At 66.4% G+C, this 20,802-nt stretch carries 17 protein-coding genes and 1 pseudogene; 4 read left to right on the forward strand and 14 right to left on the reverse strand.

All coding sequences use genetic code 11. The features are described from left to right. Positions 1 to 83: 83 nt before the first annotated feature. From DTPSY_RS07065 to DTPSY_RS07075, 3 genes are read right to left on the reverse strand one after another with little or no spacing between them, the layout of a single operon-like run. Positions 84 to 506: a YeeE/YedE family protein gene (locus tag DTPSY_RS07065; protein WP_015913014.1), complete on the reverse strand. Its 423-nt coding sequence runs from the start codon at positions 504 to 506 to the stop codon at positions 84 to 86. 22 nt (positions 507 to 528) lie between these two features. Next, a complete protein-coding gene (locus DTPSY_RS07070; RefSeq protein WP_011805641.1) occupies positions 529 to 972 on the reverse strand; it encodes a YeeE/YedE family protein in 444 nt (147 codons plus the stop codon). Positions 973 to 976: 4 nt separating this feature from the next. Then, positions 977 to 1,300 (reverse strand): ArsR/SmtB family transcription factor, encoded by a 324-nt coding sequence (locus DTPSY_RS07075; RefSeq protein WP_011805640.1) that lies wholly within the window; start codon positions 1,298 to 1,300, stop codon positions 977 to 979. Positions 1,301 to 1,407: 107 nt separating this feature from the next. Between DTPSY_RS07075 and DTPSY_RS07080 the strand changes: the two genes are divergently transcribed. Beyond that, entirely contained in the window at positions 1,408 to 2,310 is a 903-nt protein-coding gene (locus DTPSY_RS07080; protein ID WP_015913015.1) for an MBL fold metallo-hydrolase, read from the forward strand. 38 nt (positions 2,311 to 2,348) lie between these two features. On the opposite strand, the gene DTPSY_RS07085 is transcribed toward DTPSY_RS07080, so the two are convergent. From DTPSY_RS07085 to DTPSY_RS07095, 3 genes are read right to left on the reverse strand one after another with little or no spacing between them, the layout of a single operon-like run. Next, positions 2,349 to 3,182, reverse strand: coding sequence for a TlpA disulfide reductase family protein (locus DTPSY_RS07085; RefSeq protein ID WP_041838819.1), 834 nt, complete (start codon positions 3,180 to 3,182; stop codon positions 2,349 to 2,351). A 7-nt stretch (positions 3,183 to 3,189) separates the two neighbouring features. Then, positions 3,190 to 4,650: an ATP-binding protein gene (locus DTPSY_RS07090; protein WP_015913017.1), complete on the reverse strand. Its 1,461-nt coding sequence runs from the start codon at positions 4,648 to 4,650 to the stop codon at positions 3,190 to 3,192. Further along, on the reverse strand, positions 4,647 to 5,324 hold the full coding sequence (locus DTPSY_RS07095) for a response regulator (protein ID WP_015913018.1): 678 nt from the start codon (positions 5,322 to 5,324) through the stop codon (positions 4,647 to 4,649). The genes DTPSY_RS07090 and DTPSY_RS07095 overlap by 4 nt, the downstream gene beginning before the upstream one ends. A gap of 109 nt (positions 5,325 to 5,433) precedes the next feature. Here DTPSY_RS07095 and DTPSY_RS07100 point away from each other — a divergent pair, with 109 nt between their 5' ends. Beyond that, a complete protein-coding gene (locus DTPSY_RS07100) occupies positions 5,434 to 7,119 on the forward strand; it encodes a VRR-NUC domain-containing protein (protein ID WP_015913019.1) in 1,686 nt (561 codons plus the stop codon). Continuing rightward, positions 7,116 to 9,683: a helicase C-terminal domain-containing protein gene (locus tag DTPSY_RS07105; RefSeq protein ID WP_015913020.1), complete on the forward strand. Its 2,568-nt coding sequence runs from the start codon at positions 7,116 to 7,118 to the stop codon at positions 9,681 to 9,683. Before DTPSY_RS07100 ends, DTPSY_RS07105 begins: the two co-directional genes overlap by 4 nt. A gap of 717 nt (positions 9,684 to 10,400) precedes the next feature. Here the strand turns inward: DTPSY_RS07105 and DTPSY_RS07110 are convergent. The 4 genes from DTPSY_RS07110 to phnC are packed head-to-tail and all read right to left on the reverse strand — an operon-like array spanning position 10,401 to position 13,877. Then, positions 10,401 to 11,372, reverse strand: a complete 972-nt coding sequence (locus tag DTPSY_RS07110) for a phosphonate dehydrogenase (RefSeq protein WP_015913021.1) — start codon at positions 11,370 to 11,372, stop codon at positions 10,401 to 10,403. Positions 11,373 to 11,389: 17 nt separating this feature from the next. Beyond that, on the reverse strand, positions 11,390 to 12,190 hold the full coding sequence (gene phnE / locus DTPSY_RS07115; RefSeq protein ID WP_015913022.1) for a phosphonate ABC transporter, permease protein PhnE: 801 nt from the start codon (positions 12,188 to 12,190) through the stop codon (positions 11,390 to 11,392). Further along, positions 12,187 to 13,062 (reverse strand): phosphate/phosphite/phosphonate ABC transporter substrate-binding protein, encoded by an 876-nt coding sequence (gene phnD, locus DTPSY_RS07120; protein ID WP_015913023.1) that lies wholly within the window; start codon positions 13,060 to 13,062, stop codon positions 12,187 to 12,189. Before phnD ends, phnE begins: the two co-directional genes overlap by 4 nt. Beyond that, on the reverse strand, positions 13,056 to 13,877 hold the full coding sequence (gene phnC / locus DTPSY_RS07125) for a phosphonate ABC transporter ATP-binding protein (protein ID WP_015913024.1): 822 nt from the start codon (positions 13,875 to 13,877) through the stop codon (positions 13,056 to 13,058). The genes phnD and phnC overlap by 7 nt, the downstream gene beginning before the upstream one ends. Positions 13,878 to 14,066: 189 nt before the next feature. On the opposite strand from phnC, the gene DTPSY_RS07130 reads away from it, so the two are divergent. Continuing rightward, positions 14,067 to 14,954 (forward strand): LysR substrate-binding domain-containing protein, encoded by an 888-nt coding sequence (locus DTPSY_RS07130; protein ID WP_015913025.1) that lies wholly within the window; start codon positions 14,067 to 14,069, stop codon positions 14,952 to 14,954. Positions 14,955 to 15,110: 156 nt separating this feature from the next. Here the strand turns inward: DTPSY_RS07130 and DTPSY_RS18025 are convergent. From DTPSY_RS18025 to dsrO, 4 genes and pseudogenes are all read right to left on the reverse strand, one after another. Continuing rightward, positions 15,111 to 15,220, reverse strand: a pseudogene (locus DTPSY_RS18025) (transposase domain-containing protein); the annotation flags it as partial. Between the two features lie 287 nt (positions 15,221 to 15,507). Further along, a complete protein-coding gene (locus tag DTPSY_RS07135) occupies positions 15,508 to 18,702 on the reverse strand; it encodes a tetrathionate reductase subunit A (protein ID WP_015913026.1) in 3,195 nt (1,064 codons plus the stop codon). Positions 18,703 to 18,802: 100 nt separating this feature from the next. Continuing rightward, positions 18,803 to 19,849, reverse strand: coding sequence for an NrfD/PsrC family molybdoenzyme membrane anchor subunit (gene nrfD / locus DTPSY_RS07140; protein ID WP_015913027.1), 1,047 nt, complete (start codon positions 19,847 to 19,849; stop codon positions 18,803 to 18,805). A gap of 17 nt (positions 19,850 to 19,866) precedes the next feature. Continuing rightward, positions 19,867 to 20,649, reverse strand: a complete 783-nt coding sequence (gene dsrO / locus DTPSY_RS07145) for a sulfate reduction electron transfer complex DsrMKJOP subunit DsrO (RefSeq protein WP_011805627.1) — start codon at positions 20,647 to 20,649, stop codon at positions 19,867 to 19,869. Positions 20,650 to 20,802: the final 153 nt, after the last annotated feature.

Here is a 20,802-nt window from a genome sequence, read left to right on the forward strand (position 1 = left end):
GAGCTTATAGCGCTTGCTGGTATTGGTTTTCAATGCGTTACTGCGATGAATTCGGCCAATGACAAGCGCTGCCAGCTATTTTTTCAGGAGCGCGTGCGGCGATCCCAGAAGTGTTGCAGCTGCATCCCCGCCAGCATGGCGGCCACGAACAGCCAGACCTCGCCGCGCAGCGTCCCCAGGTTCATCACGGCCGGGCCGGGGCAGAACCCCGCCAGGCCCCAGCCGATGCCGAACAGCGCCGCGCCGGTCAGCAGGCGTTTGTCCACCGCGGTGGAGGAGGGCAGCTGCATGGGGTCTCCCAGCAGCGAGGTCTTGCGCTTGCGGGCCCAGGTGAACGCCACCAGCCCCACAAAAATGGCGCCCCCCATGACGAAGGCGAGCGAAGGGTCCCATGCGCCGAAGAAGTCCAGGAAGTTCTGTACTTTTTCGGGATTGCCCATGCCCGACAGGATCAGGCCCAGTCCGAAGATCAGGCCGGCGAGCAGTGATGCGATGGCAGAAGCCATGGTGTTTCTCCTTGAGATGGGGTCAGGCCAGCACGTGACGCACCACGAACACCGTGGCGGCGCCGGCACCGATGAAGGTCAGGGTGGCGGCCAGGGAGCGCAGCGACAGGCGCGACAGCCCGCACACGCCATGGCCGCTGGTACAGCCCGACCCCAGCCGGGTGCCAAAACCGACCAGCAGGCCGGCCAGCACGATGACCAGCGGGTTACTGGGCATCTCCATGGGGGGCAGGGGGGCGATGAGCTGCCAGACCAATGGCGCCGCCACCATGCCGATCACGAAGGCCGCACGCCAGCCCCAGTTGGCAACGCTGGCCCAGCTGCTGCGCTGCAGCAGTGCGCCCACGATGCCGCTGATGCCGGCGATGCGCCCCAGCAGCACGATCAGCAGCGCCGCGGCCAGGCCGATCAGCATGCCGCCGGCCAGCGATGACCAGGGGGTGAACGAATTCCAGAGGATGGTCATGGGATCAAGCTCCTTGCTTGCAGAAAAGGCGATGGATGGCCTGCATCAGCTGCAGTGCGCGGTCGTCCGCCAGTTGGTACCAGATGAATTTGCCTTCACGGCGGGTTTGCACCAGCCCGTCGCGGCGCAATACGCCCAACTGCTGCGACAGCGTGGGCTGGCCGATGCCGGTGAGCTGCTCCAGCTCACCCACGGTGCGCTCGCCTTCGGTCAGCTGGCACAGCAGCATGAGCCGGTCTTCGTTGCCCAGCAGCTTGAGCATGGTCACGGCTTCGCCCGCATGGGCGCGCATGGCGGGCAGGTCCAGGGTCGTGGCGTCGTTAATCATGATGGAGGTGCAAGACAATATGTTTTCATATAATATATCAAAAAATAAACTGTTGTTGGTTGGTGGTGCTGCTTCGGCACTTCCGTCTTCATTGCGAAAGGACCTTCATGCCCCACGCCTCCATGCATATCGAGCCCTTCTTCGACCCCGTGACGGGCACCGTGAGCTATGTGCTCGCAGACACCGACGCCGGCCAAGCGGCCGTGATCGACCCCGTGCTGGATTTCGAGCCGAAGTCCGGCACGCTGACCAGCGCCTCATCGGACCGCATCATTGAATACGTGCGCCGCCAGGGCTGGCAGGTGCAGTGGATCCTGGAAACCCACGCACACGCCGACCATCTCTCGGGCGCGCAGCACATACGCCACCACCTCGGCGGCAAGGTCGCCATCGGCGCGCACATCCGCGCGGTGCAGCAGCTCTTTCGCAGCGTGTTCCATTTCGAGCGCAGCTTCCTGCCCGACGGCAGCCAGTTCGACCACCTGTTCGAGGACGGCGAGACCTTCCATGTCGGCGGGCTGGAGCTGACGGCGCTGCATGTGCCGGGCCATACGCCTGCCGACATGGCCTACCGCGTGGGTGACGACGTGTTCGTGGGCGACACGCTGTTCATGCCCGACGTGGGTACGGCCCGCGCGGACTTTCCGGGTGGCGATGCCGCCACGCTGTACCGCTCCATCCAGCGCCTGCTGGCGCTGCCCGCGCACACCCGACTGCACATGTGCCACGACTATCCGCCCGAGAACCGCGCACCTGCCTGGGTCAGCACCGTGGCAGAGCAACGCAGCGGCAACATCCATGTGCACGAGGGCGTGACCGAGGCCGCGTTCGTGCAGATGCGCACCGCGCGGGACGCCACACTGGCGATGCCCACCCTCATCCTGCCTTCGGTGCAGGTCAATGTGCGCGCCGGCAAGCTGCCGCCCGCGCAGGACGACGGGCGTACCTATATCCAGCTGCCCATCAATGCGTTCCTGAAAGGGGCTGGCGCGCCGCAGGGCGTGTCGTGATGCCGGCGGCGCACCTCTTTGCGCCAGCGGCCGCGTTGCTAAGGGGCGGAGTGGCCGCTGATGAGCGCGAGGTGTTGGGCCAGCGTGGCAGCCGACAGCTCGCCCACGCGCACTGCGGCCAGGCGGCCCTGGCGGTCATAGAACAGGGTGGTGGGCAGGGCTTTGTGACCTAGCGCGCTACCCAGCTGGCCCGCTGAGTCCAGCAGCACATCGGCGGCCGGCAGGCGCTGCTGCGCCGCAAACCGGGCGACTGTCTCGGGAGGCTCCCCCTGGTTCACCCACAGAAAACGCACCTGTGACTGGGGCGACTGCGCCTCGCGCGCCTGCAGTATGACGGGCATCTCGCGCCGGCAGGGTGGGCACCAACTGGCCCACAGGTTCACCACCACGGGCTGCCCCTTCAGCTCTGGCAGGGCGACCGTGCGCGCATCCAGCGCCACGCCTTGCCATGAGGGCAGGGCGGCCTGCTCGCGCGGTGCCGTAGCCTGCAGCACGCCCCAACCCAGCAGCCATACGCCGGCGAATGTGGCCAGCCCGGCCGTGGCGCTCTGCCGCCATGGGCTGCGGCGCAGCCACAGCAGCGCGACATAGAGCAGCGCGGCGCCCAGGCCCGCCCAGGGCGACCACCCGCCGTCGCGGATGTCGAGCACAGCCACCGGCGCGCTGGCATACAGATCCGCATAGCGCAGCACGAAGCCCAGCCGCGCCGCGATCAGTGCGACCAGGGGCAGCCGCCAGCCATGCGGGCCGCCCGTCAGGCCACGCCGTGCGGCCAGTCGCTCATGCACCATCGTGCCCAACTGCCAGGCGCCCAGGAGCACCAGCAACATCCACGGCAGGACCAGTGGGCCCAGGTGCAGTACGCGGTCCACGGCGGCGTCAGTCCTTTGCCGCCGAAGAGGTCACCGCCAGCGCCGGAAGGCACAGCCGCGCCCGCAGGCCGGGCTGGGCCGGCTCCAGCGTCAGCGTGCCATGGGCGCTTTCGGCGATGCGGCGCACGATCGTCAGGCCCAGGCCGCTGCCGGGCGAGGAGCTGGACTTGCGCCAGAAACGCCGCAGCGCTTGCTCGCACTCCGCAGGGGTCAGGCCGGGGCCTTCGTCGCGCACACAGACTTCCACCGTGCCCGGGCCGGCAGCATCGGCTTGCCAGCGCAGCGTGGCACTCACAGGGGCGGGGCCCTGGTGATGGCGCAGCGCGTTGTCGATCAGGTTGGTGATGGCGCAGGCCAGCAGCGCGGGGGGCAGCGGTAGCTGTATTGCCTGCCAGGCTGCCGGGTCGGCGGGTATTTCTGCCGCGTCCAGCGGTGGGGAGGGCAACTGAATGCCCTCGTTCTCGGCACGCTGCAGGGACTGGCTGCAGGCCAGGCGGAAGGCCTGCGCGATGCCGGTGCCCACGGTGGCGCGCGCCTCTCCCGCGCTGGCGCTTTCCACGCGTGCAAGCTGCAGCAGTTGCTCCAGCGTGGCGTGCATGTGGTCAATGCCTTCGCCCGCTTGGCGCAGTGCGTTGGCGGCCTTGTCGGGGCTGGCGTTGTTGTTGCCCGCGGCAAGTGTCAACTGCGCCACCTGCACATGGGTCTTGATGGCGGTGAGCGGCGTGCGCAGCTCATGCGCCGCGTCGGCGGTCCAGCGGCGCTCGTGTTCCATGCTGGCGTCCATGCGCGCCAGCAACTGGTTCAGGCTGTCCACCAGCGGGGCCAGTTCCTTGACGTCGCGGCCCGACTGCACGGGCGTGGGGTCGTGGGGTGGGCGCTGCACCAGCTCCTCGCGCAGGCGCTGCAGCGGGCGCAGGCTGCGCGTGCCCATCCACCAGGTCAGCAGCAGGATGACGGCAAGCGCCAGCACGAAGGGCAGCACCAGCGTGCGCACGAAGGTCTGCACCAATTGGTCGCGCACATCCAGCCGGTCGGCGGTGGCCACGCGCACCCCCTTGTCCTCCAGCACATAGGTGCGCCACTGCTTGCCGCCCTTGGTGATCTGGCCAAAGCCCGCGCTGCCGGCAGAGGCCATGTCCGGGATGTTGTTGGTGCGCGCGATGGGCAGGATGTCCACTTCGCTGCGCACCAGGCTCACCTCGCAGGCCACGCCATCGCGGCCAATGACCGACAGCAGCGCATCGTTGCTGGCGCGCGGCGCTGCCGCCAGCTCGGCCTGCTGGAACTGCTGCACGATGCCCACCACCATCCGGGCCGATGCGATGAGGCGGTCGTCCAGCAGCGTGCGCAGCTCGCGCTGCATGTTGGTGAACTGCCAGATCGCCACGCCGCTCCAGACCATGCAAATGGTCAGGCTCAGGCCCAGCACCAGCCGAACCCGCAGGCTTTGCATAGGTCGTGCCGTCATGCCGCACCGCCGCAGTAGCGCGCGCCCAGCCGAAAGCCCAGGCCGCGCACGGTGTCGATCACATCGGCGCCCAGCTTCTTGCGCAGATGGTGCACGTGCACGTTCACGGTGTTGCTGCCCACGTCCTGGTCCAGGCCGTACAGGCTGTCATGCAGCTGTGCCGCGCTCAGCACGCGCCCGTGCGCCTGCAGCAGGGCCTGCAGCAAAGCCCATTCGCGGCGCGAGATGTCTATCGCCACGCCGTTGCGCGTGACTTCGCCGGTGGCCATGTTGACCTGGCAGTCGCCCAGCGCCAGCAGGTCGCTGGTGCGCCCGCCCGCGCGGCGCAGCAGGGCGCGCAGGCGCAGCACCAGCTCCTGCAGGTCGAAGGGTTTGGTCAGGTAGTCGTCGGTGCCGGTCTGAAAGCCGGCCACCTTGTCCTCGATGGTGCTGCGCGCGGTAAGGATCAGCACCGGCAGCGCCAACCCCTTGGCGCGCCACTGGCGCAGCAGGCTGATGCCGTCGCCATCGGGCAGGCCTAAGTCCAGCACGCAGGCATCGAACTGGCGACTAGTCATGTGGGCCTGCGCCTGCGCCACGCTGCCCGCGGTGTCGCTGGTGAAGCCGTGCAACTCCAGCCCGGCCTGGATGCCGCTGGCCACCAGCGCGTTGTCTTCGACGATCAGGATGTGCATGCGGCCCGCTTGGCAAAAGCCCGCATTCTAGAAACGGCGCGTTATCCCCACATTAACGGCGCACCCGCTGCGCCGGTATCATTGACTGTATAAACGCACAGTCTTTTGTATGCCGCAGCCCAGCCCTGCGCCCGCACCGCACCGCTTTTACTACCTGCACAACTTCCAGCGTGCGCTGGACTGGCTGCACACGCGCTATGGCGACCTGCTCGGTGTGGACGACCTGCAGTTCCTCACCGACTTTCGGCAACTGCCCCAGGCCGCACAGGCCCTGCTGGTGCGCATGGTGATGCGGCGCGGGCCGTGGTTTCGCGCGAGCAAGCTGGCCTATGACGAGATTCCCGACACGCGCGACGCTGCCGCGCCGTTGCTGTCGCGGGGCTGGCTGTGCGCCGATGCGCCCCTGGGTCTATCGGAGCTGTTCGCTTTGCACACCAAGCGCGAGCTGCTACAGATTTTGCAGGGCACTGCGCTGCACCCCACCATGCGCAAGGCCGAGATGCTGCAGGCCCTGGCCGACCGCGCTGACCTGCGGCAGCCCTACGCCGCCTGGCACCCGCATGCCGACGAGCCCGTGTGGCAGGTGACGGTGGGCGCGCGCTGCGAGCGGCTGCGGCTCATGTTCTTCGGCAACCTGCACCAGAGCTGGGCGGAGTTCGTGCTGGCCGACCTGGGCGTGTTCCGCTACGAGGCCGTGCCGCTGGACGCTGCCTCGCGCGCTTTCCAGCATCAGGCCGATGTGGACACCTACCTCGCCCTCAGCGCCTGCCGCCAGGCGCTGGACGCGGAGGGCTTCGACGCCGCTGCGCTGCTGCAGGCCCTGGCCGCCGCGCACAGCGCCACGCCATGGCTGGAGCAGCGCCGCGCGCGGGTCCTGCTGCGCGTGGGCCAGGCCTGCGAGCGCGCGCGCGACTGGCCGCTGGCCGCCCAGGCCTACGCCGCCAGCAGCGCCCCCGGTGCGCGCCACCGCCAGATCCGCGTGCTGGAGCGCATGCAATGCTCCGATCAGGCTCTAGCCCTTGCCCATCAAGCGCTGACTGCTCCTGAAAGTGAAGAAGAACACCAGCGCGTGGCGCGCATGCTGCCGCGCCTGCGCCGCAGCCTGGGGCAGGGCGGCGGGCCGCGCCGGCCCGCGCTGGCCCCGGCCGTGGCTGCGCTGCGCATGGACGTGGAACTGCCCGCGCCCACGCCGCCCCAGTCGGTGGAGCACGCGCTGCGCGCGCACTGGCACTGCGCCGAGGCACCGGTGTTTTATGTGGAGAACACGCTCGTCAACGCCCTGTTCGGCCTGCTGTGCTGGCCGGCCATCTTTGCGCCGCTGCCGGGCGCGTTCTTCCACCCCTTCCAGAGCGGCCCGGCCGACCTGGCCGCGCCCGACTTCGTGGCGCGCCGCCAGGCCTTGTTCAACGCCTGCCTGGCCGAACTGCACGACGGCCGCTACCGCGCCACCATCCTGCAGCGCTTTGAAGAGAAGCACGGCACCCAGTCGCCCTTCGTGGCCTGGGGCGCGTTGAGCGCCGAACTGCTGGCGCTGGCGCTGGACTGCATTCCGCCCGCGCACCTGGAGCGGCTGTTCGCCCGGCTGCTGCGCGACGTGCAGGCCAACCGCACCGGCCTGCCCGACCTGGTGCGCTTCTGGCCCGGCCGCCCGCCCGGGGCCGAGCGCTATGCGCTGGTGGAGGTGAAGGCCCCCGGCGACAAGCTGCAGGACAACCAGATCCGCTGGCTGGATTACTGCGTGGCGCAGGGCATTCCGGTGCAGGTGTGCCACGTGCAGTGGTGCGGCCCGGCATGACGGCCGCCCCGCGCCCCCACGTGGTGGCCGTGCGCGCGCTGTGCGAGTTCACGGCCCGCACGGGTGACCTGGACCTGCGCTTCACCCCCGCCCCCAGCGCGCTCGAAGGCATGGAAGGCCACCGTGCGGTGCAGCAGCGCCGCGGCGCAGGCTACGAGGCCGAAGTGCCGCTGAGCGGCACGTACGACCACCTGATGGTGCGCGGCCGCGCCGATGGCTGGAACGCGGCGCTGGGGCAGCTCGAAGAAATCAAGACCTACCGCGGCACGCTGGACAGCGTGCGCCCCCACCACCGCGCGCTGCACTGGGCCCAGGCCCAGGTGTACGGCCACCTGCTGTGCCAGGCGCGCGGGTTGGCGGGGCTCAAGCTTGCGCTGGTCTACGTGCACGCCACCACCCATGCCGAGACCGTGCTGGTGCAGGAACACACCGCCGCCGCGCTGCAGGCGTTCTTTGCCACGCAGTGCCAGCGCTATCTGGCCTGGGCGCACAGCGAGGCCGCGCACCGCCAGCAGCGCAACGCCGCCCTGGTGCGGCTGCGCTTTCCGCTGCCCGCATTCCGCGCCGGGCAGCGCGAGCTGGCCGTGGCCGTGTACCGCACCGCACACCCCAACGCAGAGGGCGCCAGCGCCCCCGCCGGGCGTTGCCTGCTGGCCCAGGCGCCCACCGGCATCGGCAAGACCCTGGGCACGCTGTTCCCGCTGCTCAAGGCTATGGCGCCCCCGGCCACGGTACCCCCGGCGATGACCACGCAAGGGCAGGGCAGGCCGGCTCCGGCCGCTGCCGCATCCGGCGCCGCCGCCGATGCGGTGGCCAGAGGGGACAAGGAAGCCATCAAAAAAGAGAGCGCGTCACGCTTGCCCAGTGGCCTGGACAAGCTGTTTTTCCTCACCGCCAAGGGCACGGGCCACGGCCCGGCGCTGCACGCGCTGGCCCAGTTGCAGGGCGCGCTGGCACCCCACGCGCCCGGCACGCCGCTGCGCGTGCTGGACCTGCACGCGCGCGACAAGACCTGCGAACACCCCGGCAGCGCCTGCCATGGCGATGCCTGCCCGCTGGCGCGCGGCTTCTTTGACCGGCTGCCCGCCGCCCGCGCCGCCGCCGTGCAGCAGCCCGCGCCGTGGGATGCACCCGCCGTGCGCAGCGTGGCGCTGCAGCACGGCATCTGCCCCTACTACCTGTCGCAAGAGCTGGTGCGCTGGGCCGACGTGGTGGTGGCCGACTACCACTACTACTACGACAGCGCCGCCATGCTGTACGCCCTCACGCAGCAGCAGGGCTGGCGCGTGGCCGTGCTGGTGGACGAAGCCCACAACCTGCTGGAGCGCGCACGCAGCATGTACACGGCGCCGCTCTCGCCCTTCGAGCTGGCCGCCGCACGCCAGACCGCCACCGGTCCCGTCAAGAAGGCGCTCGACGCCTTGCACCGCCAGTGGAACGCGCTGAGCAAGACCCTGGGCCAGAGCGTAGAGGACGCTGACACGCCGGGCGCACCCGGCGCACTGCACACCGGCGCCACCGCACCCGCGCACCCCCTCGCCGCCACGCCCACTTACCAGGCCCACGCCACCGTGCCGCCCGCGCTGCTGGGCGCCGTGCAGCGCGCCGTGGGCGCCATGGCCGAGGCCCAGGCCGACCAGCCCCTGCCGCCGGGCGACGCGGTGCTGGCGTTCTACTGGTCGCTGCTGCACTTCCAGGCCCTGGCCGAGCAGTTCGGCCCGCATGCGCTGTTCGACCTGCAGCACACCGCCACGCCACCGCGCAGCCGCAGCGGCCGGGCCCGCACACCCGCCACCACGCTGAGCATCCGCAACGTCATGCCCGCACCGCACCTGGCGGCGCGCCACGCGGCAGCGCAGGCCACGGTGCTGTTCTCGGGCACGCTCAGCCCGCCGCAGTTCTACCGCGACCTGCTGGGCCTGCCGCCCGACACCGTCTGGCTGGACGTGGCCGCCCCCTTTGCCGCCCACCAGCTGCAGGTGCGCGTGGCCCCGCACATCTCCACCCGCTGGCGCGACCGCGAGGCCTCGCTCGCCCCCATCGCCGATCTGGTGGCCGCGCAGTACGCGCACCAGCCCGGCAACTACCTGTGCTTTGCCAGCAGCTTCGACTACTTGCAGCGCCTGGCCGCCACCCTGGCCCAGCGCCACCCGCAGGTGCCCCAATGGCAGCAAACGCGCGAGATGGACGATGCCAGCCGCGCCGCCTTCCTCGCCCGCTTCACCGAGGGCGGCCAGGGCGTGGGCCTGGCCGTGCTGGGCGGCGCCTTTGCCGAAGGCGTGGACCTGCCGGGCACCCGCCTCATCGGCGCCTTCATCGCCACGCTGGGCCTGCCGCAGGTGAACGCGGTGAACGACGCCATGCAATGTGCGCTGGACGAGGTGATGGGCCCCGGCCAGGGCTATGCCTGCACCTACCTCTACCCCGGCCTGCGCAAGGTGGTGCAGGCCGCCGGCCGCGTGATCCGCACCGAACAGGACCGGGGCGTGGTGGTGCTGATGGACGACCGCTTTCAGCGTGCAGAGGTGCGCGCGTTGTTGCCACGGTGGTGGCAGGTGGGGTGAGGGGCTGGGTTCGGAGGTGGGGCAGCACGCGTGCCCGTGATACCGAAAGGCGCTGGATGCTATGAATTTGGTAGCTGCTAGCGCTTATCTAAAGCGCCTTAGCGGCCTATTTAACTGATAGGCCGGCAGGATTTAATTCCCCGAATCGGCTTGAAGGGAAAGCTGATTTTTCAGTGAAATGCTCAGAAGGCGCTGAGCAAAGACCGCGCTTCAAAGGCTGTGGGGCAGCTTGCGGCCAGAAGGGGCCGGTCGCAACGCCTGCTGGGCTGGCTGCTTCAGGCTGATCTCCGACACTCGAACCTAACGCCTGAAAGTTCGCGTGTTGCGCAACTGGTCATTGGCCGAGCAGGGTCTCAAGCGACCGCTTTGTTGCTCAGACCGGTCACTCTATTGATGCGAGCCGGGCAAGGTAGCAGGAGCAACTGATCACACCAAGGATGAATTGGTTCTCCCGACCCGCTGCGGTCGGTGTTGATGTAGGCAACGATCCCAGAAAACCGTCCGAGAAACCGGGGGAATCCCACCCCGGATACTTGGCGGCACGGCTTATCGGAACCATTGCGAAGAGCATCCGCAGTTGGCCCGCGGGTCCGAAACACGTAGCCAAGGTCTTCTCAAAGAATTAGATCGGCCAGAACCATAGAACGTCCAAAAGCATTCTCTGGTGTGGTGACCTCATGGCTGCACCGAGCAGTGCGAAGCTGCCACATGAGCCGCTCAGTGCGATGCCTCGTAGTGTGCAAGCGGCTCGCTCCCACTCAGCGCGAGTAGCAAATTTTCAGCAGCCTGCAACTCGATGGCTCGGCGAACCTTCTTCACCGCCGAACCAATGTGGGGTGTGAAAACCGTGGAGGGGTGTTGCAAGAGTTCCGGATGAATCTGGCGAGGGCGATCTGCAAGCAGCCAGTCCTCCATCTCATAGACATCGGCGGCGTATGCACCCAGGCGCTCGTCCTTGAGCGCCCGTGCCACGGCAGCCTCGTCCACAACCGAGCCTCGCCCAATGTTGACCAGGATCTGCCCCCGCCGAACACCTTCAAGCATGGTGTCATTGACGAGGTGACGCGTTACGTCCAGCAGCGGAACGGCCAGAATGACATAGTCGGATTGCGACAGGGCCTCACCCAGGCTCACCATGGTCAGGCGTTCGTCATCACCATGCGGGTCCACGCCCAGCAGTTGAGCGCACCCGAAGCCACAGAGACGGTCCACAATGGCCCGCCCAACGGCGCCAAGTCCGACGACCGCCACTATCGAGCCGTGCAACCCCATTCCGTACAGCTGGGGACGCCATCCTGCGTAGCTCTTGCGAACACTGACGTCACCTGCCAGCACATGGCGCGCGGCGGCGATGGCCAGCCCAATGGCGAGTTCTGCCGTGGGTTCTGTGAGCAGGTCAGGAACGAAGCTCACGCTGACACCGGCTTGCGCACATGCCTTGAGGTCAAAGTTGTCATACCCCTTCAGGGCGCAAGCGATGGTCTTGAGCCTGGGAGCGTGCAACAGGGTTCGCTGATCTACCCGGTCAGGCATGAAAGCCATCATTGCGTCGGCATCCTTCAGATGACGGTGGAGCTCGGCCTCGCTCCACGGCTCAGGACCGGGATTCATCACCACTTCACCAACCTGCATAAGACGCGCCAGTACCTCTTCATGGATGGGCTGCGTCACCACAATTTTCGGCATCATTACCTTCCTCTCTCTTTCTATTTCAGATGTTTGCGAAGCGCCGACCCAATGCCGTCGACCACGAGCACGCATATGAGGATGGACAGCAAAATGGCGGAGACTTCGTCGTACTTGATCAGGCGCAGAGCTGCCATGAGTTCGAAGCCAATGCCGCCCGCACCCACGATGCCCATCACTGCCGATGCGCGAAAGTGATATTCCCATCGGTAGATGGTGATGTCCGCCAACTGGGGCAAAACCTGCGGTAACACAGCATGGGTGATGACCTGAAACCGGCTTGCGCCCGCGGCCTTAGCGGCCTCCAGGGGCTTGGGGTCCACATGCTCGATGGCCTCGGCGAAGAACTTGGCCACCATACCGGTGGAATGCAAGGCCAACGCCAGCACACCCGGCAGAGCGCCGAAACCAACGGCCGCGACGAACAGAATGCCCAGGATAATTTCAGGCACAGACCGAAATGCGGCCAGGATGGTTCGGGCAATTCGTCCCACCACCCTATTCGGCGCTGTATTGGGCGCCGCAATCAACGCGAGTGGTAAGGACGCCAGAACGGTCAAGGCCGTTCCCGCAATCGACATGGCCAAGGTGTCGCGCAGTGGAATGACCCATTGCTCCCAGCGAGCGAAGTTGGGCGGCACCATCTCAGAGGCCAACTGCTGAATGGCAGGAGCCCCTTCGATGAAACGCTGCGCGTCAAAGAAACCGGTGACAAACAATGCCAGCGTGCAAACGAGCAGGACTACGCAGGCTGCGCCCAGCCGTCTGAGTCGCCGCTGTCCGTCAATGGCAATGATGGATTCCAAGGCTACCGATGTCATTTCATGCGTCCCAGATCAAGCTTGAGAATTTGTGCGGTGTCACGCAGAACGTCGTAGGCCTTGTCATCGGTCGCGGCAAAGGCCTGCACACGGAATAACTTGAGAATCTCGGCGTCCTTCATCTGAAGAAAGGCGGCTCGGATGGCTTCCTTGAGCTCCGGCGTGAGATTACCTTGCATCGCAATGGGATAGTTCGGAATGGGTGCCGACAGTTCAAGTTGCACAATCTTGTTGGCATCCACCATGCCCTTTGCGATGAGGTTGTCCAGAATGGTTTTTGACAGAGCGCCGGCGGGAACCTGCCCTGCCTGAACAGCTCGGGCCACGGCATCGTGCGTGCCCAGGTGAACGGGGCGGTAGTCAGTCTCGCCGTTCAGTTGGTGGTTTTTAAGCAAGTGCGCGCGCGGTACAAGGTGACCGGACGTCGAAGCCTGATCGCCAAAGCCAAAAGGCTTTCCACGAACGTCAGCCAGGGTCTTGACCGGGCCGCCCGCCGTGGCAATGAGAACCGACTGGTAGGTCGGAGAGCCGCGCTCCACGCCAACGGCAAAAGGCTCAATGTTGGGCGCCTTGGACTTGGCCAGCACGTAAGAGAACGGTCCAAAGTAGGCCACCTCGATGCGGCCAAAGCGCATGGCTTCAATCATCGACGAGTAGTCCGTAGTCACCGTAATCTCTATTTCCTTCTTCAGGGTCTGTTCCAGGTACCGCTTCAGAGGCTGTGCGTTCTGAATGATGGTGGCGGCGTTTTCGTCCGGCAACAGTGCAACGCGAAGCTTGGAAGGATTTTTGCCCTCGGCATGGGCGCCAAGTGGCAACAGGGCGGCCAAAGTGGCGGCAGCGATAAATTGGAAACGGCGGCGATTCAGCACGGTAAAAACTCCTTGGATTGAGAGGGGGAATCAAATTGACTGCCCATGTTGGCAGGTGACGACTTCGCGTACAGGGCAGACTGGGCTTCTTCCGTCAACTGCGCTGCTGTCCCGTCGAACACCACCTGGCCCTGGCGAAGGCCCACAATGCGGTCGGCGAACATGCGCGCGAGGTTGACTTGATGCAGAGTCACGATGGCCGTGAGTCGGTCTTTCTTGCAGATGTCGTGAAGCAGGGTCAACACACTCTGCGCGGTCGCCGGGTCGAGGCTGGCCACCGGCTCATCGGCCAGCAGCAGGCGGGGCTTTTGCACCAAGGCACGCGCAATGCCAATGCGTTGTTGTTGCCCACCAGACAAGGTGTCTGCCCGTGCTAGGGCTTTCTCAAGCAGGCCTACGCGGTCAATGGCCGCCAGCGCCTCCAGCTTGTCAGCCTTGCTCCAAGGCCACAACGACGCCAGAGATCCGCGGGTGGCGAGCTTGCCCATCAACACATTGGCCAGCACGCTTTGCCGCCCGATCAGGTGGTGCTGCTGGAACACCATGCCGCAGTGGCGCCGATGCTCAAGAAGGTTGCGTTTTGAGACGGTGCCGCCCGGCAGATCGGCCACCGACACCTCTCCGTCTGTGGGGCTAACCAAGCCATTGATGCTGCGCAGCAGCGTTGACTTTCCCGCGCCCGACGCGCCCAGCAGCACAAGGAACGCGCCATGCTGTACCTCCAGCGAGGTGGGCGCAAGCGCCGTGTGACCATCGGCATAGGTCACCGTGATACCCCGCAAGCTCAGATAGCTCTCGCGAATTGCAGTTTTCATAGCTCGGTTTCATTTGTTGTGGTGCGCTAGACGCACACCAGGACTCAAGTGGTCAGAGGTATCTCTCGGGAAAGAGGAGGTTCTGGAAGAAACAGCTTCAGTGGAAGCACAGCTCAAGTCTGGGTGACCAAGGTGTCATGAATATGAAACTTTCATCCCTAAAAATGAGGGCACCCATAGATCACATCAATGTCTGGACTCAGCCTCCTCGCAGCCTTGAAGGCCTTTGACGCAACGGCCCGAGCCGGCAGCATGACCGCTGCCGCGAGAGTGCTCGCTATTCAACAACCGACTGTTTCTTCACACATACAGCGCCTGGAGGTCGACTTCGGCGTGGAGCTTTTTCATCGGCGCGGGCGGCGGCTTGAACTCACGTCCTTTGGACGCACTCTGTTGGACTACACCCGGCGTACCTTCAGTGGCGAGGAAGATGCGCACGCACTGCTCGCTGCTGCGAAAAATCAATACGTAGGGCGACTGGTCATCCATGCCATCGGGCCGCACAACGTGCTGCCCGTGTTGAAGCTGTTCATGAAACAGTTCCCCCAGGTCAACGTGGCTGTTGGCGTAGGCGACTCGCGAACCATCACTGAAAAGATTCTTGACTACCAGGGAGACGTGGGCATGGTGCTCAATCACGTCGCTCACCCAGATCTATTTGGCGCGGCTTACCGTACCCAGCGATTGGTGATATTCGGCAACACCCAACACCCACTCGCGCAACGGGCCACTCTCAAACTGCGTGATCTGCAGGGTCAGAGGTTCGTCATCCGAGAGGAAGGATCGACGACCAGACGCGTGTTTGAACAAGAACTAAAGGAGCGAGGCGTCGAGGTGCAGGTGGCTCTGGAGATGGGCAGCCGCGAGTCCGTTCGAGAGGCGGTGGCGGAGGGGCTGGGCCTAGGCGTCGTGGCGGAAACAGCCTACAGGCCGGATCCTCGCCTTGTTAAGTTAACTATTTCAGACACCAGCATGGCGACACAGGTGCACTTCATCTGTAGAAAGGAGCGGCATCAAGCTCCTCTGATCTCGACCTTCCTGGGTTTGGCGCATAGCGTAAGTCAGAAAATTGCCTAGGTATGGAACTTGGATTCCATGCAGCCGTGGGGCATGGGACCGAGGGGCAACTGTTCGCCTGTAGGCCGACTTAAGTTAAGGGTTGTAGGACGCCCGTAATCGCGCGGCGATCCCATCTTGACTGCGGGGCGCGGTCGTGTATCTGAATATGCGCTGTCAGGCTGACTGCCAGCGGTATGGCAGCAGCTCGCCGATCTGGGTGGCGGGCTGCATGGGCAGGCGTGCCATGACATCGCGCAGGTAGGCGTAGGGTCGTGCCCGTTCATGGGGAGACGTGTGCTAGACCATGACTGCAGCTCCCTCGATACCGGTCATCGATGCTGCCGCGCTGCTGGGTGAGCCAATGACAGCTTTGTGCCAGGCACCGTGAACTCAGGTCACGGCCGCGACCGACAGCAACCGCTGCAAAGCAGCCGTTGCTCGTTACAGATCGGACGGCGGCTCAGGGTCGAAAGCCGCCGCTGATAAAAAAAGCCCATCGCAGTTGCGATGAGCTTTTACATTCAAGAGCACCTGCGCCCGCAAGCGCCCGGTGCTCAGCACCCGGCAGGCATCACACCTTCCGCACCTTCACCGGCAACCCCTGCCGCACCACGGCCCCCGACACCCAGTCGATCCACACGTTGTCCTTGGCGGGACGGGTGGGATCGGCAAAGCCCAGCGCGTTCAGGTTTACGCCGTTGCCGTGCTGCGGGTTGTGGGCCATGGGCTTGCCGTCCACGGTGTGAACGGCGGCGCCCAGCTGCTTGTGGCCGTAGCCGTACTCGATGGCCAGGGCGCCCTGGGCGATGCCGCTGCGCACCAGGGCCACGCCCTGCAGCTTGGCGCCGGGGGTGCTGACCTCGATGCGGTCGCCGTTGGCGATACCCAGCTTGGCCGCATCGTCCTTGTTCAGGCTGATGGGGTTGTGCGGGTGCACCTGGCGCAGACGGCTGGCGGCGATCGACATGCTGCTCATCAGGTTGGACTTGTAGCTGCTCATGGTCAGCGGCCAGTCCTGCTCGGTGAAGCGTTCGCGCATGCTGCTGCCGTCGGCAAAGCGGGTGGGGAACCAGGTGGGGCAGCCCACGTAGCGCTCGCCGGTCATGGAGTGGCGCATCTTGGCCAGGCCCTCGTGCCACAGCTGCACGGGGAACTTGTAGGCGGCCTTGATCTGCTCGCCCTTCCAGGCGTCTTCGATCTTGTCGAAGCGCCCGCCGCGGCTCATCACCATGGCCACGCGGCGCACTTCCTCGGGCTTGAGGCGCTTTTCCACTTCGGGCATCCAGCGGGTGACGCCTGTCAGGGCGATGTCGTCGTCGCTGGCTTCAGGCACGGGCTTGCCGGCCTGGTAGGCGATGTTGCACATGCCGCGCAGGTAGAAGTCTTCGGCGCTTTCCAGGTCGAGCGGCTCGCCGTCCTTGGTGCTCATCGCGCCCTTGCCAAAGCCGGGCAGCTGCAGCTGCTTGGCCACGGCGAAGACGAAGCTCTCAAAGCTCACCGGCTTGCCATCGGCCGTCTTGGCGGTGGCGGGCTCCACGGTGGGCCAGCGCACGGTGCTGCTCTTGGCGATCACGTCGGCCCAGGGGGCGCCGATGCCCCAGCTTTCGTACGTGACGGTGTCGGGCACGATGTAGTCGGCCAGGGCCGAGGTCTCGTTGATGAACGGATCGACCGAGACGAACAGCGGCAGCTTCTTCGGGTCCTTGAGGGCGCTGACCAGCGTGTTCTCAAAGCCACAGATGGCGTACACCGGGTTGCTCATGTGGTTGATCCACGCCTTCACCGGGTAGGGGTAGCCCAGCAGGCCGGCGGCCAGCATTTCGCTGGAGAGGCCCCCGGGCGCCGGGTACCACGGTGCCTTGGCGGGGTAGGGGTTCTGGCCGGCTTCCTTCTTGCGCTTGAACTCGCTGGTCTTCTCGTACGGAAAGCGCGTGCGCGACAGCGCCACGCCCGTGGCTTTGACCGCGCCCTCGAACTGCGCGAAGTTGTAGCGCGGGCCGGGGCCAAAGGGGCCGAACGGGCCAGCGTCCAGCACCCAGCCGCCCTTGACGTTCAGGTTGCCGATCAGGTTGTTCAGCATGGCGATGGCGTAGGCGGTGTAGAAGCCTGCGCCGCTCATGGTGCCGCCGTGCGAGTTGGCCACGGCCTGCTTGCCGTGGCTGGTGAATTCGCGCGCCAGGTCTTCGATGTCTTTCACCGGTACGCCGCACAGGTCGGAATACTCCTGCAGCGTCTTGCGGCGCGCTTCCTCGCGCAGCTTGACGAAGGCGGTGCACACGGCGATGGGCGCGGGCTCTTCGGTGGCGCCCGCGGCCTTCAGGGGCGTGAATTCGCGCTCCACCACCAGCTCCGCCGGCTGGGCCACGGTGTGGGGCACCAGCTTGAAGCCGCCATTGCCATCTGCCACCTGCACCACATAGACGTCTTCGGCCGGGGTCTTTTCGTCCACCGGCTCGGGCATGGGCAGGCCCAGGTCGGCCCCGCGCAGGAACTGGCCGTAGCGCGGGTGCTTGGGGTCGTTGATGAGCAGGTGGGTGGCGTTGCTCCAGCTGGCCTCGCCCGCGGCGGCCATGGCAGCCGGGCCGGGCTGGGTGAGGTACTTGGCGTCGTAGCGCTCGTTGTCGATGATCCAGCGGATCAGCGCCATGGCCAGCGCCAGGTCGGTGGCGGGCTTGATGGGCAGCCAGCGGTTGTTGTCGCCCGCCGCGTGGCTGGACGACATGGGCAGCACGGGCGACACCACCACGTAGCGGTAGGTGTTGTCGTCGCGCGAGCGGGCCTCGGCCAGCTCGCGTCCCATGCGCTGGAACGGGTTGCCCGACTGCGCCGGCGCCGTGCCCAGGAACAGGCCGAAGCGCGAGTTCTTCCAGTCCGGCTTGCCGTGCGGCATGCCGGGGATGTTGCCCAGGGCCGCCGCCGTGCCCACGCGGTAGGTCTGGCCGCAGTAGGCGCCGTGGTTGGACACGTTGACCGTGCCGAAGGACTGGCGCGCAAAGCGGTTGATGAGCGGGGTGCGGCCTTCGTTGGAGGCATCGGTCACCAGCAGCTGGTTGGCCTTGGGGCCGTACTCGGGGTTCTCGGGGTCGATCAGCGTCTGCACGTCGCGGATGGCAGCCAGTCCGTCCACGTGGCCTTCGCCGAACAGGTCGCCGCCCTCGCAGATTTCCTTGACCAGCTGTTCCAGCGAGATGCTTTTCCACTGGCCGGAGCCGCGCGGGCCCACGCGCTTGAGCGGGGTGAGCACGCGGTGGGCCGCAGTCTGGTGCTCCAGCATGGCGGAGCCGCGCGCGCAGCTGGTGGCGCGGCCTTCCAGGCCGTTGTCGCCACCCAGCAGGGCGTACACCTCGCGCACGGGCGTCTCCATGGGCGCATGGTGCGTGGTGGCCAGCGGGTGGTAGGGGTTGCCGGCGATGCGGATGATCTTGTTGTGCTCGGTGTCCACGCGCACACGCACGCCGCACTGCGTCCAGCAGCCCAGGCAGCTGCTGGGGCTGACCACCTGGCCCGGCTGGGTGGTGAGCTGGCCGGTCACGGGGTCGATGCGGAACTCGGGCGTGAGCGAATTGCCGCGCGTGGCGCTCTTGGTGGCGGTGCCGGACGTGCCGGTCACCAGGCCCTTGGCGCCCTTGGCCACGGTTTCGCCGTAGCCGGCGGCAAAGGCCGCCAGGCCACCGGCCACCGCGCCGCCGCGCAGCAGCAGGCGGCGGCGGTTGGCGTCGGGGTGGGCCTCGGTCTCGGGAGAGGAATGCGGTTTCTTGTCAGTCATGGTCTGTACCTTCAAGGGCAGCGCCAGCGGGTATCACTTCAGTATTGATAGCTGCTCGCGCTTGCTGATATTGCGCTAAAGGCCGATTTGTCTATGAATTTCAGGCGGCGGTGGCCGTGGGTGCCTTGCGGGCCGGGAACAGCTCCAGCGCCCAGCTCGCCAGCCCGACCAGTGCCACGCACAGGCCTGCCACACCCACCATGCCCAGCAGCCCGTCGCCGCCCAGAGGCATGTGGTACAGGTACAGGCCGGCGCCGAACTTGGGCACGCCCTGCACGCCCATGAACAGCGCCCAGCGGAAGGCCCAGGCGGCGGCCGCCAGACCCAGGCCCAGCACCAGCGTGTAGCCCTTGGCATGCAGGCGGTGGCGCCCGCGCAGCAGCGCGCCCAGCACGGCGGCGCCACCGATGGCCGAGCCGACCATCGTCAGACGCCACACGGGGAAGTCGTTCCACAGGCGCAGCGCGGCGTTGAACGAGGGGCTGTCGCCCGCCATGCCGCTCGCGGCCCAGGCCAGCGCCACCACCAACAGCGCGCCGGCCAGCGCCAGGCCCATGCCGCGCAGCGTTTGCAGCGCTTCAGCGCCGGGGCGCAGCGTGGCGGGCAGGAAACGCTCCAGCACAAAGGCCGCGCCCACGGTGGCCAGCCAGCCGGTCAGCGCCAGGTTGACGGGCACCCACAGGGTGTTCCACAGCGGGCGCGAGCGCACCACCATCATCTCGGCGCCGGTGTAGACCGAAATGGTGAGCGCCGAGAGCACGAGCAGCGGTGCCAGCAGGCGCATCCAGCCGGTCTTGCCCAGCCACCAGGCGGCGCACATCGCCACGCTGAGCGTGACAAACACGGGCAGCAGCAGCGCGCCGACCGACATCCACGACCAGGGCGTGAAGTGCGCATAGAAGTGCCAGAAGCGCGCGGGCTGGTGCAAGTCGGCCAGCAGCGACACGGGGGCGGCGATGGCGCTGACGGCCAGCGTCATCACCGCCGCGGGCAGCAGGCGCTGCAGCATGCCGCCGTCTTTGCCCCAGGCGCACAGCGCGGCCAGAATGGCGGCGCCGGTGGCCACGCCGACCAGGAAGAAGTACTGCACGGCCCAGGGCAGCCAGGCCGCCTCGTAGTGCGGGGTCAGGAGTTCGATGATTTGCATGGTGCGCTCCTTGGGGTTCAGTGGTCCGACAGCAGACGCACGCTGGCCTGGCCGTCCACGCCGTTGACGAACGCATCGGGCAGGCCGATGTAGAACACGCGCGGCGCAGTGTTCATGCCGGGCTTGAGCACCTTGATGTCTTCCTTGTGCTCAGCCATGCGGCGGTTGATCTCGCTGCCCTGGTCGTTCAGGTCGCCGATGACGCGCGCGCCGCCCACGCAGCTTTCCACGCAGGCGGGCAGCAGGCCGGCCTCCAGGCGGTGCTCGCAGAAGGTGCACTTGTCGGCCGTCTGCGTCTCGTGGTTGATGAAGCGCGCGTCGTACGGGCAGGCCTGCACGCAGTAGCCGCAGCCCACGCAGCGCTCGTTGTCCACCAGCACGATGCCGTCGGTGCGCTGGAAGGTGGCCTGCACCGGGCACACGGGCACGCAGGGAGGCTCGTCGCAGTGGTTGCACAGGCGCGGCAGGCTGACCATGGCGGGCGCGCTGCCGTCGTCCTTGTCGATCTCGTACTGCAACACCGTGGTGCGGAACTGGCCAATGGGCGGCTGGTTCTCCACCGAGCAGCTCACCGTGCAGGCCTGGCAGCCGATGCACTTGCGCAGATCCACCAGCATGCCGAAGCGCTTGCCCTCCATGCCGGGGCGGCGCGGCGGCTGGCCCGGCGCGAAGGGTGTGGCGGCCTGGCTGGCGCCGGCCAGGCCAAAGGCGGTGGCCAGGCCGACGAGTTCTTGCAGGAAGGTGCGCTTGCCGGGTTGCGGCGCGGCGCAGGCGGTGGGGGAGGGGGTACTTTTTGACATAAATACCTTTGAATATTTACTGCGTAGATGCATTATTCTCCCCGCATCCCGATTATATTTTTGATAAACGTCAAATAGCTTCGTTGATATTCTTTTTGGGTTATTTGAGTTAAACCTTTTTATTTTATTAATCGAAAATTAATGAAATATTAA

Source organism: [Acidovorax] ebreus TPSY (assembly GCF_000022305.1).
GTDB classification, from domain to species: domain Bacteria; phylum Pseudomonadota; class Gammaproteobacteria; order Burkholderiales; family Burkholderiaceae_C; genus Diaphorobacter; species Diaphorobacter nitroreducens.

Excerpts from the sequence above, each read along its gene's own strand:
- DTPSY_RS07065 (WP_015913014.1), bottom strand. The coding sequence starts at position 506 with ATGGCTTCTGCCATCGCATCACTGCTCGCCGGCCTGATCTTCGGACTG.
- DTPSY_RS07070 (WP_011805641.1), bottom strand. The coding sequence starts at position 972 with ATGACCATCCTCTGGAATTCGTTCACCCCCTGGTCATCGCTGGCCGGC.
- DTPSY_RS07075 (WP_011805640.1), bottom strand. The coding sequence starts at position 1,300 with ATGATTAACGACGCCACGACCCTGGACCTGCCCGCCATGCGCGCCCAT.
- DTPSY_RS07080 (WP_015913015.1), top strand. The coding sequence starts at position 1,408 with ATGCCCCACGCCTCCATGCATATCGAGCCCTTCTTCGACCCCGTGACG.
- DTPSY_RS07090 (WP_015913017.1), bottom strand. The coding sequence starts at position 4,650 with ATGACGGCACGACCTATGCAAAGCCTGCGGGTTCGGCTGGTGCTGGGC.
- DTPSY_RS07095 (WP_015913018.1), bottom strand. The coding sequence starts at position 5,324 with ATGCACATCCTGATCGTCGAAGACAACGCGCTGGTGGCCAGCGGCATC.
- DTPSY_RS07100 (WP_015913019.1), top strand. The coding sequence starts at position 5,434 with ATGCCGCAGCCCAGCCCTGCGCCCGCACCGCACCGCTTTTACTACCTG.
- DTPSY_RS07105 (WP_015913020.1), top strand. The coding sequence starts at position 7,116 with ATGACGGCCGCCCCGCGCCCCCACGTGGTGGCCGTGCGCGCGCTGTGC.
- DTPSY_RS07110 (WP_015913021.1), bottom strand. The coding sequence starts at position 11,372 with ATGATGCCGAAAATTGTGGTGACGCAGCCCATCCATGAAGAGGTACTG.
- phnE (WP_015913022.1), bottom strand. The coding sequence starts at position 12,190 with ATGACATCGGTAGCCTTGGAATCCATCATTGCCATTGACGGACAGCGG.
- phnC (WP_015913024.1), bottom strand. The coding sequence starts at position 13,877 with ATGAAAACTGCAATTCGCGAGAGCTATCTGAGCTTGCGGGGTATCACG.
- DTPSY_RS07130 (WP_015913025.1), top strand. The coding sequence starts at position 14,067 with ATGTCTGGACTCAGCCTCCTCGCAGCCTTGAAGGCCTTTGACGCAACG.
- DTPSY_RS07135 (WP_015913026.1), bottom strand. The coding sequence starts at position 18,702 with ATGACTGACAAGAAACCGCATTCCTCTCCCGAGACCGAGGCCCACCCC.
- nrfD (WP_015913027.1), bottom strand. The coding sequence starts at position 19,849 with ATGCAAATCATCGAACTCCTGACCCCGCACTACGAGGCGGCCTGGCTG.
- dsrO (WP_011805627.1), bottom strand. The coding sequence starts at position 20,649 with ATGTCAAAAAGTACCCCCTCCCCCACCGCCTGCGCCGCGCCGCAACCC.